Genomic DNA, 14,704 nt, shown 5'->3' on the forward strand with positions numbered 1-14,704 from the left:
GCTGCGCTAACAGGAGTCACAATAGTCTAAAAATTAGTAATCATACCAAAGATCGACCAAAAAAGCATTATGTTGGAAAAGCAATCTCGCGGCGTTAAGCAATTTAATGTTTTGGTGAATTTACTACGCGATCGCCAATCATTTTTAGAAGAAATTCGTCTGGGAATAAGATTAGAAAATAAAATCAGTTCTTTGTTTGTAGCTAGTTCGATTTGCTTTGCCATCTATGGCGCAATTATTGGTGCATCCAACGGTTGGGCACAAGCATTATCCAGTGCTATCAAACTTCCCGCATTTTATTTATTAACACTAATAATTTGTTTTCCAACTTTGTTCTTTTTTAATGTTTTGTTTGGTTCGCGGAGTACTATTCAACAACATTTCGTTGTCTTGCTCACATCTGTATCAGTGATTAGCGTACTTTTATTCAGCTTCGCACCAGTTACACTATTTTTTCTGATAACTACCCCAGATTCTTATCAATTTTTCAAACTGTTGAATGTATCAATATTTGGAATCACAGGTATCTTTGGCGTGAAATTTCTTTATGAGGGGATACAATTACTTTCTCAACAAGATGAAGTAGGCAAAACAACCCGTACCACTATTTTAAGATTTTGGTTATTGCTTTATGCTTTTGTAGGTATGCAATTAGGATGGTTTTTTAGACCGTTTTTTGGTGCCCCTGGATCGCAATTTGAATTATTTCGAGCCGTGAAAGGAAACTTTTATCTTGATATAATAGCCGCGATTTCTGAAATTTTAGGTTTCCGTTAATTTAATACCAAAATTTGTAATAGAAAGCTTCACAATCTTTTTTAGGACTTGGCAAATTGGCAACTATTACAAAGATAACTGTGTTACTTTCAATATTATACAAGGTGTATTTGCACTTTCAAGCTATTGAGACGGGTTGCAACCCGTCTTTATTTATCGGTAGAACCCACATTCTGCACCTAAAACTGGCACACAGAGAAAGCAGTAAGTAAATTAAGACTACTGATAAAAATTGAGACGATAGAGACACAGAAATAAAGTTAATAGCCAGAATAGGGTAGAAGCCAAAAAGTAAATAAGATTAGCACTCTATAAGCTTCCATCATGAAAAGCTAAAAATAGTTGATGGAAAGTAGTGTGAAAATGAATTCGTCTTCGAGCATTGAAGTAAAAAATCTAAATCACCTGGGGATAATAGCAGGAATTATTAATGAAATAGGGTTGGTAGACCAAATAAATAAAATACTTGGACAGCACCCACAAGAAAAGGTAAGCGCGGGTCAGGCGGTCAAAGCAATGATAGTAAACGGGTTAGGGTTTGTATCTGGAACATTATATATGTTTCCGAAATATATGGATAGCTATGCCTGCGAACACTTGATAGGAGAAGGAGTATTACCAGAACATTTAAATGACGACAGGCTTGTTGAGTATTAGACCAATTATATTTAAAAGGATTAAGTGGAATTTTCACTTTGATAGCGTTAGCAGCAGTAAAAAAATATGGAGTGGATTTATCATCGCTACACTTAGATTCTTCTTCATTGCATCTGCACGGAGAATATAAAACTGGTTTACCCGAAGTAGCCTTTGAAAGAAATGGTTCCACAGAAAATGAAGATAAGCTCCTAGAGTTAGTACCACAACTAATAAATATAACTTATGGTTATTTAAGAGATCATCGACCAGATTTAAAACAATTTATTATCGAGTTAATTTGTAGTAGTGATGAGGATATTCCCATCTTTTTAAAAGCAGCGTCAGGAAATCAATCAGATACGAAAACTTTTGCCAAAACTCTCGTTAATTTTCGAGAGAATATTGATATAGATGCGTTAATGGTAGCAGACAGTGCATTATATAGTGCCGAAAATCTGAATTTGATGAAAAGCCTCAAATGGTTATGCAGAGTACCATTGACAGTGGGGTTAGCCAAGCAAATACTATTAGAAATAGACGACAAAGATTTAATCCAAAGTGAGATAGCAGGTTATTCATATATAGTCAAATCTAGTAACTATGCTGGAATCGAGCAAAGATGGCTGATAGTTGAAAGTCAAGAACGGAAAAAAGCAGATTTTAAACAGCTGATGCGCCGTGTTCAGCAAGCTCAAACAAATGCCGATCAAAAACTCACTAAATTATGTAATGAAGAGTTTGCTTGTCATCGAGATGCCAAAAAAGCGGCATTACATCTATCAAGGCAATTAAAATATCATCGTTTGACTGAAATTAAAATATCTAAAAAACAGTTAAAGTCAGAGAGTAAAAGCAAAAATAACTCTCAGACTAATTGGAAATATTGCTATCAGATTTCAGCGCGGCTAAAACAGGATAAAGAGGCAATCGAAATAGAAAATCTCGCTTCGGGAAAATTTATTTTAGCAACTAATGTTATTCATGAATCCCAACTGAGCCACTCAGACATGATTAAAGAATATAAAGGTCAACAATCATGTGAAAGAGGATTTGCGTTTTTCAAAGACCCTTTATTCTTGACAGACAGCATATTTCTCAAGTCACCGGAGCGCATTGAAGCGTTATCTATGATTATGGGTTTATGTTTGTTGGTTTATACTTTAGGGCAACGACAATTACGTGAAAGTTTATTGGCTCAAAACAAAAAAATCGCAAACCAATTAGGTAAACTGACACCCCGCCCCACTCTCAGGTGGATATTTCAATGTTTCCAAGGTATCCATTTATTAATTGTTAATGGTGTTTCACAAATATCAAACCTCTCTGATGAAAGATTATGGATATTACAATTCTTTCCTAATGCTTGTCGTCGCTACTATTTATTAGTTTGATTATCATTTTACTTAAGCTTTCCTTTTATCAACTTTTGCAAGAGTTACTCACTCTATTTTCAGTAACTCTACTTTTTTATGCAGTATTTTTTATAACCATCCATTTTTTCCGAACTCCAGCTTGATTTTTGACTTTCCATCCCTCATGACTTTGGTTTTTATTAAAAACTAGCTCCCAAATTTCTTGTCATTTCTTTTGTGACAGTTTTAGGTGCGGAATCAGGGATATAAACTTTTACAAGACTTCGGAATTGAATTTTTTGCTAAACCATGCCGCAATATGAAGAACAAGGTGATGTGTCTTCACGACAAGCTTTTGTCCCGTAAACGCTCCATCATTGAAACCATCAACGACCAACTTAAAAACATTTCCCAAATTGAACATTCCAGACATCGTAGTCCTATTAATTTTTGTGTTAATGTTCTGTGCGGATTAATTGCTTATTGTCACCAACCTAAGAAACCTAGCCTTCAACTTGAGTGGCTTTTACCTTCAGATATTTAACCCGAACTGAGGTTACATAGCTTTCGTCCATTTAATTCAACTATATTGAATTTTGAATTACTTACAATCTTCTAACATCAATTCAATTGGTAATGGTGGGTTGCAGAAATCGCTTAATTTCACCGCAGGCAATATAAGACTTGCCATCAGGGCCGATTTTGATTTCATCAACTACGTAAAGCATTCCTTCTTCGCGAACCGATCGCGGAAAACGCATGTTCCAATTCGGTTCATACCCGTCAGAAACTACTCTAGCACGTAGCTTACTGCCATCTTTGACACATTGAACGAGAACACCATCCTTGACAATATCAGTTGTGGGTAGGTCGGCAGCACTAGCAGGGCCTTTGGATGCTTTACCTGTGCTAGTTGACCTCGATTGTCTGGGAGCAACGAAGATATCTGCTTCGCCAGGTCGAGTCAGGCGGGTTATGTTACCACGCACGCGGTAGAAAGAGCCATCAGTTGAAGGTTCTAGTCCTTCAACTACATAGCGTGCGCCTTCGGCACGAATCGCTCTAGGAAATTGGACATTCTTGGTGGAATCGTAGCCATCGGATATGACTTTGATTCGCAGCTTACCGCCTTCACGCACACAGTGTAGTTCTACGCCTGAGCCGACTTCATTGACAACCGGCATCGCATAGATTTCATCCCCAGCCGTGACGCCACGAGCCGCTAAATCGCTACGATTGCGGGTCATTGTCTGGTAACTCTGATCCCGCAGTTCTTTACGTCCGGCATTACCCAAGGCTTTTTGGGCGATGCGACCCGCGAAATATTCTAGCTGATCTATCTCTTCAGCAATTTCAAAATTCTCATTTAACCCTTTATCGCGCAAATCTTTCACTAGCGATCGGAGAATTTGCTCAGCTTCTTCATGTTTGCCATGCTCGGCTAAATCAAGGGCTGTCTCTTTAGCTTTAGCGATGGTGAGGCGGCTGAGTTCAAGGATGATATGGCTCGAAGAAGCGAGGGCTGCTTCTTCAATAGTGCCGACTTTGGCAACGACATCCGCTGTGCCGGAGACATTTTGAATCACGTCATTTTGCACAACATCAGCACTGTAATGTATCTTCATCACAGGTAATTCGCCAATTTGAGCAGCGGATATCTCTAAACTCAATCCCAAAAGTTTGTCTTCACCCTCATAAAGTTCTCCCAAGGCGATCGCAGTTTGACCAGCTTTATTCTGGCTAACTTTAGCCAAACTTAAGGTATCTATCAGCTTGACACCATCAGCCAACTCAACTGTCACCTTGAGATTCTGTCCTACTACTGCTCTGAGACTATCTAGCTCAATGCTAAACACTTCAGTTGCTTCATCGATGCTCTGAATGAAGTAGAAATTGCCGTTAGCCGCCCTTGCCATCCCAATCAGCAAGTCTTCATTGAACCCCCGATCGAAACCTAAGGTAGTTGTGGTGATGCCTTCCTCAGCTTTTTGCCCCGATGTTGTCGTCAGTACTTTCGGGTCTTGAATACCCATATTGGCGTGACCATCGGTCAGCAGGAGAACGCGGTTGATTTTTTGCGGATCGAGTTGCTTTTTGACATGTTCGCAGCCTTTGAGCCATCCGCCAGATAGGTTAGTAATACCGCCTGCTCTGACTTTTTTAATAGAATTTTTGAGTCCAGCTTTGTCTTTCACAGGCTGGGGTGTTACAACTGTGTCCACCTCATCGTCATAAACAACCACTGAGAGAATGTCCTCTGGCTCAAGTCGATCCACCACAGACTCAGCGGCTCTGAGGGCATGATGCAAGGGAGCGCCTGCCATAGAGCCTGAGCGGTCAATTACCAATGAAAGATTCAGGTTCCGTCGAGGAGATTCAGCTACATCAGCACGAAAACGTAGCAGAATATTAGTCTTTAATGAAGAGCCTGCGGGTAGGATAGCCTGGTCAAAGTCGTAACTTGTCTTGAGCATTTTGTATACCCCTTTGAGTTGTCTGTGATGAGCTAAAAGCCTTATGCTGCTCGGATAGCCAGTGCTGTTTTTAGTTTACCCAGAAACCAGTGTGTTCAGTGTCAACTAGAACATTGAATGTAAAGTTTTATATCTATGTTATGAGCGATCGCCATATCAGTTTGAAAAAACAATGCCATAGATAGGGTACTTAGTAAAATTTTATGCAACTAGACAAGCTAATCAGCCAATTAGCGATGAATAAGTATTAAACTTTGCTCATAAATGCAGGTAAATTTTTATTATTCTAAATAAATTAAACTTATAACTATCTAATTATCAGTTGCTTCTCGTAAAGTAGATCTACTTTATTTTTAGGATTATATTTATAACGAATAGATTGAAACAAATTAGGGTTGATAATTTTAATATATCCATACCTTTCATTGTGAATAAATACCTTTGATTCATAGGCTTCTGCAATTGATAAAATCATGTTAGTAAGGCTGGTGTATTTGACAATTATCTCTGGCTCGTCGAAACCAATTGTAATTATTGGCAATTCTTCTAAAGTTTCACAGACTGCAAAATAATATTCTGCACTATCTTCATTAGCAAATATAGGAAATGCTTTGATATCTGAATCGAGAAAATAGTCTTTAAAATCTTGATATAATGTCAGCGAACCATTCAGAGAAAAAAGTGATGCTCCACCAAAAATACTATTATTGCTACCATTACGCCATTGAAAAATTTCGTAAACTTCGCGTGATAATTTAAAGGGTAAATCTCCGATTTTTTTAGTTATTTCACCATAGCTTAATCCTGGTGATAAAGAAGAAGCAATGTCAGTATAATGTTCATCTAACCAAATCAATATTCGATTGAGTCCTTCTGTAAGAGATGACATGAGCTTAGATAAGCATGATAAGTTTAAGTTGAGGATAATTTTATTTTAGTGTGCGTCAAAGAAAATCTAACCACACAAAACACAAAGGAATAAGAGTTTGAGAGGTTTTTGGGTAAGCAAAAATTGTAGCTTGGGTTGAGGCTCTGCGAAACCCAACATCGATACGGGTGTTGGGTTTCGTTCCTCAAGCCAACCTACTCCTAATGCACTATTTTAGCCTTGTCACGCTACTACATCTTTTTGAATTTTCAGCTTTTCAAGTCACACTAAAGCAGGACTCAGGTCTTACTGCACAGCACCAAACTTAGTGACATCTCCATTATAGGTAGTTCCGTCAGGCATCAAAGCATTAAACAGATCTGCCCCAGATAGCTTAGTTCCCTTAAGCGTTGCTTCTGGTAACTTTGCATTTCTCATGTAGCTACTGGAAAAATCCGCTCCCGATAGAATAGCTCGAGAGAAAATTGCTGACCTTAACTTGGCATTTTTTCCGACGGCATTAGACAAATCTGCATCAGAGATAATGGCCTCTGTTAGATCTGCATCGGTTAAATCCGCGTTTAATAACTTTGTGTTACTCAAAAGAGCATTATATAAATCTGCCCCAGTAAGCTTAGCCCCCGTTAGGTTGGCATTCGACCAGTCGGTTCCCATCGAGATAGCCCCTGATAGATTAGCTTTCGTTAGATTAGCTCCTTTGAATTTTGCGTCATTAAGTAGGGCGCCAGAGAGATTTGCGTTGGATAGATTTGCCCCATCGAGTGCGCTGCCATATAAATCCCGATTTGACAAATCGGCTCCTGATAGATCGCATTGAACACAGGCGTTAGTCACAAGCAACTTTTCGTAATCTGTGCTAACGAAAGCGTCAGCAGGCAAACTAAAGATCGTTAAGCTAACGAGAATCGCGAGGGCAATAGTAGAGAGTCTACGAAACCAAGATTTAATGCTCATGTTTGACCTTAGAATAAGAGTCTTTTTGAAATTTTGTCAGTGCAAAAGCCTGTTCTAGTCTTTGGCTTGAAGGCTCTAGCTTGATAAATGCGAACAGCGTAAGTCGCTTGAAATGTATACAAGCACACTTGACGCTTTTTAATTTTTCAAAATTTAAATGAAAATGCAAGGACAGTTAAGACAGTTAAAAAAATTTTTCTAATTTTTTTAGAATTGTTGGGTCGAGTTTGGATTAACCGCAATAATTATAAAAAGACTCGTTGAAAACCCTTGAGGATGTGTCTCGGAGCGTGGCTTCAAGACACGTAGCAAGAGGGAGTGCCAAATTCAAAACAATAACCTCACTGTTACCGTGCCTCAAGAACATCTCGATTCAGAAGTATTGGAGCGATCGCCCGTGTCATCTCTACGGGCAGAAGCTATTGCACGCATCCGCAATAGTCTGCGTCCCGGACAGCAACAAATGGCTGATTGGCAATCTGGGCCCCTAGCTATTTCTGCTGTTCCTGGGGCAGGCAAATCCACTGGGATGGCGGCGGCGGCGGCGATCGCCATCGCACGTCAGTACGAAGGTTTTGCCCAGTCGGGTTCCTCCTCCCGCCGTCAGTTGGTGGTTGTCACCTTTACTCGCTCCGCTGCTGCCAATATTAAAGCCAAAATTCGTAAATACTTACGAGAGGATTTATCTCTACCTCAAACAGGCTTTTTTGTCTATACCTTGCATGGTTTAGCGTTGAATATTGCCAGCCGCCATCCCGATTTATCAGGGTTGCAGTTAGAATACGCCACATTAATTACACCAACCCAAAGTCATCGGTTTATCCGCACAGCGGTAGAGCAATGGATTGCGAATAATCCAGAGCGATATTTGGGCTTATTAGAAGGTCATCAATTTGACGGTGAAGAAACAGAAAGGTTACGTCGCCAATCGGTATTGCGGACAGAAGTCTTACCGGAATTAGCTAATACAGTCATCCATGAAGCGAAAAGTTCTGGAATATCGCAAGAATTGTTGCAACAGTGGAGTCAACAAACCACAGATCGATATGCAATTTTGAGTGTAGCAGCGGGATTGTACGAACAATATCAAAACTTAATGCGATCGCGTGACTTCATTGACTACGATGATATGATTTTAGCCGCACTGCGGGTTTTAGAAAACGACAGTGCCCGCCGCATCGAGCAAAACCAAGTATTCGCGGTCTTTGAAGACGAAGCCCAAGATTCTAGCCCGCTACAGACGCGGTTGTTGGAGATTTTGGCGAGTAATGAGGGAGATGGGAAGATGGGGAGATGGGGAGATGGGGAGAGAATTTCACCCTATCACTCCACCCCATCACCCCAACCCTCCCCCACTCCCGACTCAGCACTCAACTTGGTGCGGGTCGGCGACCCCAACCAGGCGATTAACTCGACGTTTACCCCAGCCGATCCGATTTATTTTCGGCAATTTTGTGAGGAGTGCGATCGCATTCAACGATTGGCGACGATGGATCGAGCCGGTCGCAGTACCAGAATAATTATTGAAGCTGCTAACTTTGCTCTCAAATGGGTCAATAATCAGTGGTCTGCAACAAACCCCCAATCCCCATTCCCTCATACTGATAACCGACAAGTACCATTTCGCTTACAAACCATTCTTCCTGTTGACGCTAGCGATCCGCAAACTAATGCTAACCCAGCACCAGTAGGTTTAGGGCTGGAATTGTACGCTCCGCGCGATATTTTTCACACTGTTGAATTGTTATCTCAAAGAGCGATCGAGTTATTTGGCAAAGATCCAACAAAAAATAGTGCAGCGATTTTAGTGCGCGAAAATCGCCAAGGACGATGGCTAGCTGAGGCTCTAGCACCTGTGTGTAAGGAGCATAATATTACACTTTATGATGTGGGAGAACGCGATCGCCGTTCTCATGTACCCCAAGAAATTTTGGCATTGCTGCAATTTTGCGATCGACCCCACTCTCCCGATTACCTCAAAGCCGCACTAGAAGCATTGGTGCAGCGTCAGTTAATTCCTACCCAAGACCTCAACGCCCTTGCTAGTCTCCCAGAAGAATTTTTGTATCCCAGCCCCCTAGCAGCGCCGCAAGCAGAACCAGTACAAAAAGCTGCACATTTGTGTCGGAGTTTACTCCGCGCTCGTTTGGAACTGCCTCTGTATCAGCTAATTTCTTTCCTCGCTTTGACCTTAAATTACGACCAGGCAGAATTGGCAACTGCTGATAAACTCGCAGAACGGGTAAACCAGCAGATAGCTAGCAATAGTTCAATGAGGTCAATGCTGTCAGCTTTGAGTGAAATCGTCAGTTCTGAACGGTTTGAACCAGTGGAAACCGAAGATTCAGAAGAACGTTACACCCGTCGGGGTCAACTGACGATTATTACTATGCACAAAGCCAAAGGTTTGGACTGGGATTACGTTTTTATCCCCTTTCTGCACGAAAACTTAATTCCTGGGAGATTTTGGGTTCCTCCCCAAAGCCAGTTCTTAGGGGATTTTACCTTATCAGAAGTAGCCCGCGCCCAAATTCGTGCTGCTCTGCACGGAGAATCTACCATACCAGATGTGACACAAGCATGGGAGCTAGCAAAGCAGTTAAAAACATCAGAAGAGTACCGTTTACTCTACGTTGCCATGACACGAGCAAAGGTTTTGTTATGGATGTCTGCGGCGCACAAAGCCCCCTTTACTTGGAGCAAACCAGAAAATTTGCAAGAACAAGCCCCTTGTCCAGTTTTTGGAGCATTAAAGCGCCAATTTCCTCAATGTGTCGTCACTTCGGCGATGATAGCCAAATAAATCTCGCTAATTCTATAGCAAGGGACTGGGGAGATAGGGAGATGGGGAGATGGGGGAGTAGGGAGTAGGGAGTGATGTAGTTCAATTACTTGAAAAGCCCTGCAAGATACTCAGATGCTGCAATAATTTTCTTATCGCTCTTCCGTCAGTCTTAGAAAAATTAACGAATTTTCGCCGTTTCAGCCAACGAAAAATTAAGGTTTTACCCCAGAGTAATGGAAGAGCTTTATACCAAGTTGCAATCAGATATAGTATTTCTCCCCCTGCTCGCCTATCTCCCTATCTCCCCATCTCCCCAGTCACCTTTACGTCTGCTCCCTGCGACGATGGTTAGCGGCTTGCAATAACAAAGATTCGGCAAAAGCGATCGCGTCACTTGCCGATTTTCCACCAGCTAATTGTGCTAGTTCTTCCCGGCGAGTAGTTAAATTATCTAAAGCAGTAACTCGTACAACGGTACGCTGCTCCACGCTACCATTGTTAGCTTTTTTACCTTTACCTTGATTAATAATTTGCTTATCCACCCGGAAATGGCGGTCTGCCATTGCTGCAACTAAGGGCTGGTGGGTAACACATAATACTTGGTTGCGTTGGCTGAGTTGGTGTAATTTTTCGGCGATCGCTTGGGCAACTCTTCCAGAAACCCCCACATCAATTTCATCAAATACCATTGTCCCGGCTGCATCGACCTGAGAAAAACAAGCTTTTAAAGCCAGCAAAAAGCGGCTCATTTCCCCACCAGAGGCAATTTCTGTTAAAGGTTGCAGTGGTTCTCCGGGGTTGGGACTAAACATAAAGGTAATTTTATCTGCTCCCATAGCACTTGGAGAAGTCGGCAAAATTTCAACTTGAAATTTCACCTTTTCCATTGCTAAAGGTTTGAGTTCGGATATCAAACGCGATTCTAAATTAGCAGCCGCTTTACTACGGAGTTGAGTTAATCGATCGCTTGTTTCGGTGAGTTTCTCAAAACACGCCTTTTCTTGCTGTTCTAAACTTTCAATAGATTGTTCGCTGTCATTGAGTTGAGCTAATTCTGATTGGATACGCTGGTAATAGGCGATCGCTTCTGTTAATGTCGGCCCGTACTTGCGGCAAATTTGCTTTAATTCCCGAACCCGTTCTTCTACTTCTTGTAACCGTTGGGGATCGGCTTCTAAGCTGTCGCCATAAGCGTTAATCTGCCTTCCAACTTCCATAACAGCTGCTTGGGCATCCCTCACCAATTCCAATAAAGGTTGCAGTTGGGTGTCGTATTCCACCATGTCATTTAATGTCGCTTCGCTGTCTCCCAATAAATCTGCGGCGGCGGGAGTTTCATCATCGTTTTGATACAAAGCCTGATAAATTTTGTAGCTCATTTGTTGCAAATCAACTACATGATTCAGACGTTCGCTCTCTTGTGCCAACTGTTCCAATTCATTCGGTTCGCTAAGATTTGCTGCTCCCAATTCTTGCACTTGATAGGTAAGCAAATCGAGTTGTTGCAAACGTTCCCGTTCTGATGTCCGGCGTTTTTCTAGTGCTAAATGCGCTTGTTGGTAAGCACTAAAGCTAATAGCGACCTTTTGCCGTTGCTGCATTAACGAGTCACCGCCGTACAAATCCAACCAATCGCGGACTTGGGCAGATTGTCCCACTTGCACAGTTTGACCTTGAGCCGTGATTTCCACCAAGCGATCGCGCAATCCCGCCATTACCTGCCGATTTACCAACACACCATTCACCCGCGATCGGCTGCGGACATTACTAGCTGTGGCGCTGATTTCTCGGCTAATAATTACAGAATTTTCATCAAGTAAATCGATTTCCTGTTCCGTCAGCCAAGCAGCTAAAGGCGGGTTGGAAGTGAAAGTAGCTTCTACCATTGCCCGACTCGTCCCTGTCCGAATCACTCGACTAGAGACTTTACCGCCCAAAGCAGCATCAATAGCATCCAAGATAATCGATTTTCCAGCGCCAGTTTCACCCGTTAACACATTGAGTCCCGCGCCAAACTCCAATTCTAGTTCGTCAATCAGGGCAAAGTTTTCAATTCGCAAGCAAAGCAACATCTAGCCAAAGTCTCCTTCCATTGTGCTAAGTGCCCAGTCGTGAGTACGAAGAAAATTTCGGAGTTAGTTAGTAAGGCCGCATGTCTTTACTTTAAGACTTAGCACTTTTAACTCAGCACCGAGAAAGGCAGCAATACCTACTACTATTAAATTAATACGCCCATATTAGTGTAGCAAAGCAATGAACAGTGGGGAATGGGGCATAGGGCATAGGGCATGGGGAGATGAGGACATGGCTTCGCCTTGGGGAAAGGTAAAAGGTAAAAGGGAAAAGGAGGGATCTTTCCTTTCCCCCTTCCCCTTTCCCCTTTCCCCTTTCCCCCTGCCCCTTATCCCCAGAGGGGGCCCCACCTTCCCCTTTGCCCGATGACCAATCTTCAACATATTGTTACAATACTTAACATCCTCATTCTCAGCGGTGGCCTTCCCTATGATTGTTAAGACACTTCCCCCTAATTCCGGATCGATTCAGGAGGACAGTCGCAACGGCAAAACTAGCCCAGGCGAACTGCATATTATTGATGTAGTACCAGAAGAAAATGGTACGCAAAGCTTGGTAGTGCAATCGCCAAGACTTTTAGCAGCCCGAAGGGATACTCAAACAGCTGAACCTGAGACGCGTTACAATCCTTTGGAGATAGCGGCGCATTACCAAAACCGACCGCTGCAAGTTTTGGGGCGAATTTTCGCGGTGTTGAGGCCAACACTTTCCTTTGTGTTTGGGTTGTGGTCTGATAGTAAACGGGGAATTGTTGTCAAAAATGACCGCCGCCGAGCCGTTCAGCTACGAGAATTACTAACGAGACTGGGGCCTGCTTACATCAAAATTGGCCAAGCCTTATCCACCAGACCGGATTTGGTTCCCCCCGTATATCTAGAAGAATTAACTAGGTTACAAGACCAATTACCGCCTTTTCCTAACGAAATTGCTTACCAGTTTATTCAAGAAGAATTAGGCGCACCTCCCCAAGAGATTTACGCCGAACTATCGCCCCAGCCAATTGCTGCGGCTTCCTTGGGACAAGTTTACAAAGGTAAGCTCAAAACTGGTGAAGAAGTCGCCGTTAAAGTTCAGCGTCCGGACTTAAGAGAGCGGATTACCATTGATTTGTATATCTTGCGTAACCTTGCTGCTTGGGTACAGAAAAAGTTTAAACGGGTACGCAGCGACTTAGTTGGGATTCTTGATGAATTAGGCGATCGCATTTTTGAAGAAATGGATTACATCCATGAAGGCGAAAATGCCGAACGATTTTTCGAGTTATACGGTCATATAAAAGACGTTTACGTTCCGAAAATTTACTGGGAATATACAAATCGTCGCGTTTTGACGATGGAGTGGATTAACGGCACTAAATTAACCCAAACAGCAGAAATTCGCGCCCAAGGTATAGATGCTCGTTATCTAATTGAAGTGGGGGTGCAGTGTTCCCTACGCCAGCTACTAGAACATGGATTTTTTCACGCCGATCCCCACCCTGGTAATTTGTTAGCAACAACCGATGGCAAATTAGCTTATCTCGACTTTGGGATGATGAGCGAGATTAAACCACCCCAGCGTTATGGTTTAATTGAAGCGATCGTTCACGTGGTTAACCGCGACTTTGAAGGCTTAGCAAAAGACTACGTTAAATTAGATTTCTTATCACCAGAAACAGATTTAACACCAATTATTCCTGCTTTTGCTAGAGTATTTGCTGATGCTCAAGGAGCCACTGTTGCTGAACTCAACATTAAAAGTATCACCGATGAATTATCGGCTTTAATGTATGAATATCCTTTCCGGGTACCGCCCTACTACGCTTTAATTATTCGTTCCTTGGTGACCTTAGAAGGTATTGCAATATTTATAGATCCGAATTTTAAAGTTCTCAGCGAAGCTTATCCTTACGTTTCTAAACGTCTGTTAACAGACCCAGCGCCAGAATTAAGAGCATCATTGCAAGATTTATTATTTAAAGATGGCAGATTCCGCTGGAATCGTTTAGAAAATTTGTTGAAAAATGCGCGTAATAGTCAAGACTATGACTTTAATTTAGTGCTGAATCAAGGGATAGAATTTCTATCATCTGAACGCGGCGCTTTCATTCGCGACAAGCTGGTGGATGAATCTGTTAATGGACTTGATGCTTTAGGTAAAAATATTTTGCATAACTTTACCTATTTATTAAGAGAACGAGTAGGATTGACAGCAGTTAATGAAACTCCAGCTGCGACAGTTGAACAACAACAAACCTTGGAGCATATCAAACGTATATTGAATATTCTTCGAGAAACACGAGGCTTCGACCCAGTAGAACTTGCGCCTAAAATTGCTCAGTTATTGGTAAATCCTGGCGTACAGCGTTTGGGTCAACAAGTGGCCAGTCGCTTTACGCAAAAGGCTTTAGCTAGAGTAATTCGGCAATTATTGGCCTCGGAGTGAATGGAGAGGAGATTATAGGATGGGCGACTATTTAAATTTGTCAGAAAAAGAATTGCGGGAATACGTCAAAGCCAACCCCCAAGATGAAGAAGCATTTCAACATTTCCTCACCATCATAAGAGCCAAGCCAGGGCGGGTAGTAGTCAGTACTGATGAACAGCTAGAGCCAGAGCTTAGAAAAAGGCTGGCATTCTGACTGACTCCATGATCTAGCCCCTAAATTCCTCATACTCAACTGAGGTGCGTTGCGCTTTGCGACAACGCACCGTACTATTGTTTTATGTTTAATTAAGTTGAGCTACTTATTACTTTAAATCAGAACTTATACAATTTGAAA

General features: G+C 42.0%; 8 protein-coding genes and 2 pseudogenes. 6 read left to right on the forward strand and 4 right to left on the reverse strand.

Translation table 11 applies throughout. The features are described from left to right. Nucleotides 1-69: 69 nt before the first annotated feature. The 3 genes and pseudogenes from NSTC745_RS18380 to NSTC745_RS18390 all read left to right on the forward strand — a co-directional run. Nucleotides 70-777 carry an actin-binding WH2 domain-containing protein gene (locus NSTC745_RS18380; protein WP_445638432.1) on the forward strand — a complete coding sequence of 236 codons (708 nt, stop codon included), beginning with the start codon at nt 70-72 and terminating at the stop codon, nt 775-777. A 363-nt stretch (nt 778-1,140) separates the two neighbouring features. After that, a pseudogene (locus NSTC745_RS18385) lies at nt 1,141-2,807 on the forward strand (IS1634 family transposase). A 235-nt stretch (nt 2,808-3,042) separates the two neighbouring features. Beyond that, a pseudogene (locus tag NSTC745_RS18390) lies at nt 3,043-3,312 on the forward strand (transposase); the annotation flags it as partial. 82 nt (nt 3,313-3,394) lie between these two features. Here NSTC745_RS18390 and NSTC745_RS18395 read toward each other — a convergent pair. From NSTC745_RS18395 to NSTC745_RS18405, 3 genes are all read right to left on the reverse strand, one after another. Further along, on the reverse strand, nt 3,395-5,242 hold the full coding sequence (locus tag NSTC745_RS18395; protein WP_445638433.1) for a vWA domain-containing protein: 1,848 nt from the start codon (nt 5,240-5,242) through the stop codon (nt 3,395-3,397). 307 nt (nt 5,243-5,549) lie between these two features. Further along, on the reverse strand, nt 5,550-6,131 hold the full coding sequence (locus NSTC745_RS18400) for a hypothetical protein (RefSeq protein ID WP_445638434.1): 582 nt from the start codon (nt 6,129-6,131) through the stop codon (nt 5,550-5,552). 285 nt (nt 6,132-6,416) lie between these two features. Further along, the gene (locus NSTC745_RS18405; RefSeq protein ID WP_445638435.1) at nt 6,417-6,965 is read right to left on the reverse strand and encodes a pentapeptide repeat-containing protein; all 549 of its coding nucleotides are present in this window, start codon (nt 6,963-6,965) and stop codon (nt 6,417-6,419) included. A 445-nt stretch (nt 6,966-7,410) separates the two neighbouring features. Between NSTC745_RS18405 and NSTC745_RS18410 the strand changes: the two genes are divergently transcribed. Then, on the forward strand, nt 7,411-9,888 hold the full coding sequence (locus tag NSTC745_RS18410) for an ATP-dependent helicase (protein ID WP_445638637.1): 2,478 nt from the start codon (nt 7,411-7,413) through the stop codon (nt 9,886-9,888). A gap of 305 nt (nt 9,889-10,193) precedes the next feature. Here the strand turns inward: NSTC745_RS18410 and recN are convergent, their stop codons facing one another. Continuing rightward, nucleotides 10,194-11,942 (reverse strand): DNA repair protein RecN, encoded by a 1,749-nt coding sequence (gene recN / locus NSTC745_RS18415; RefSeq protein ID WP_445638436.1) that lies wholly within the window; start codon nt 11,940-11,942, stop codon nt 10,194-10,196. A 430-nt stretch (nt 11,943-12,372) separates the two neighbouring features. Here recN and NSTC745_RS18420 point away from each other — a divergent pair, with 430 nt between their 5' ends. Beyond that, nucleotides 12,373-14,367: an ABC1 kinase family protein gene (locus NSTC745_RS18420; RefSeq protein WP_445638437.1), complete on the forward strand. Its 1,995-nt coding sequence runs from the start codon at nt 12,373-12,375 to the stop codon at nt 14,365-14,367. A gap of 19 nt (nt 14,368-14,386) precedes the next feature. Continuing rightward, nucleotides 14,387-14,563 (forward strand): DUF6887 family protein, encoded by a 177-nt coding sequence (locus tag NSTC745_RS18425; protein WP_445638438.1) that lies wholly within the window; start codon nt 14,387-14,389, stop codon nt 14,561-14,563. The last annotated feature ends 141 nt before the right edge of the window (nt 14,564-14,704 follow it).

Source organism: Nostoc sp. DSM 114161 (assembly GCF_052692665.1).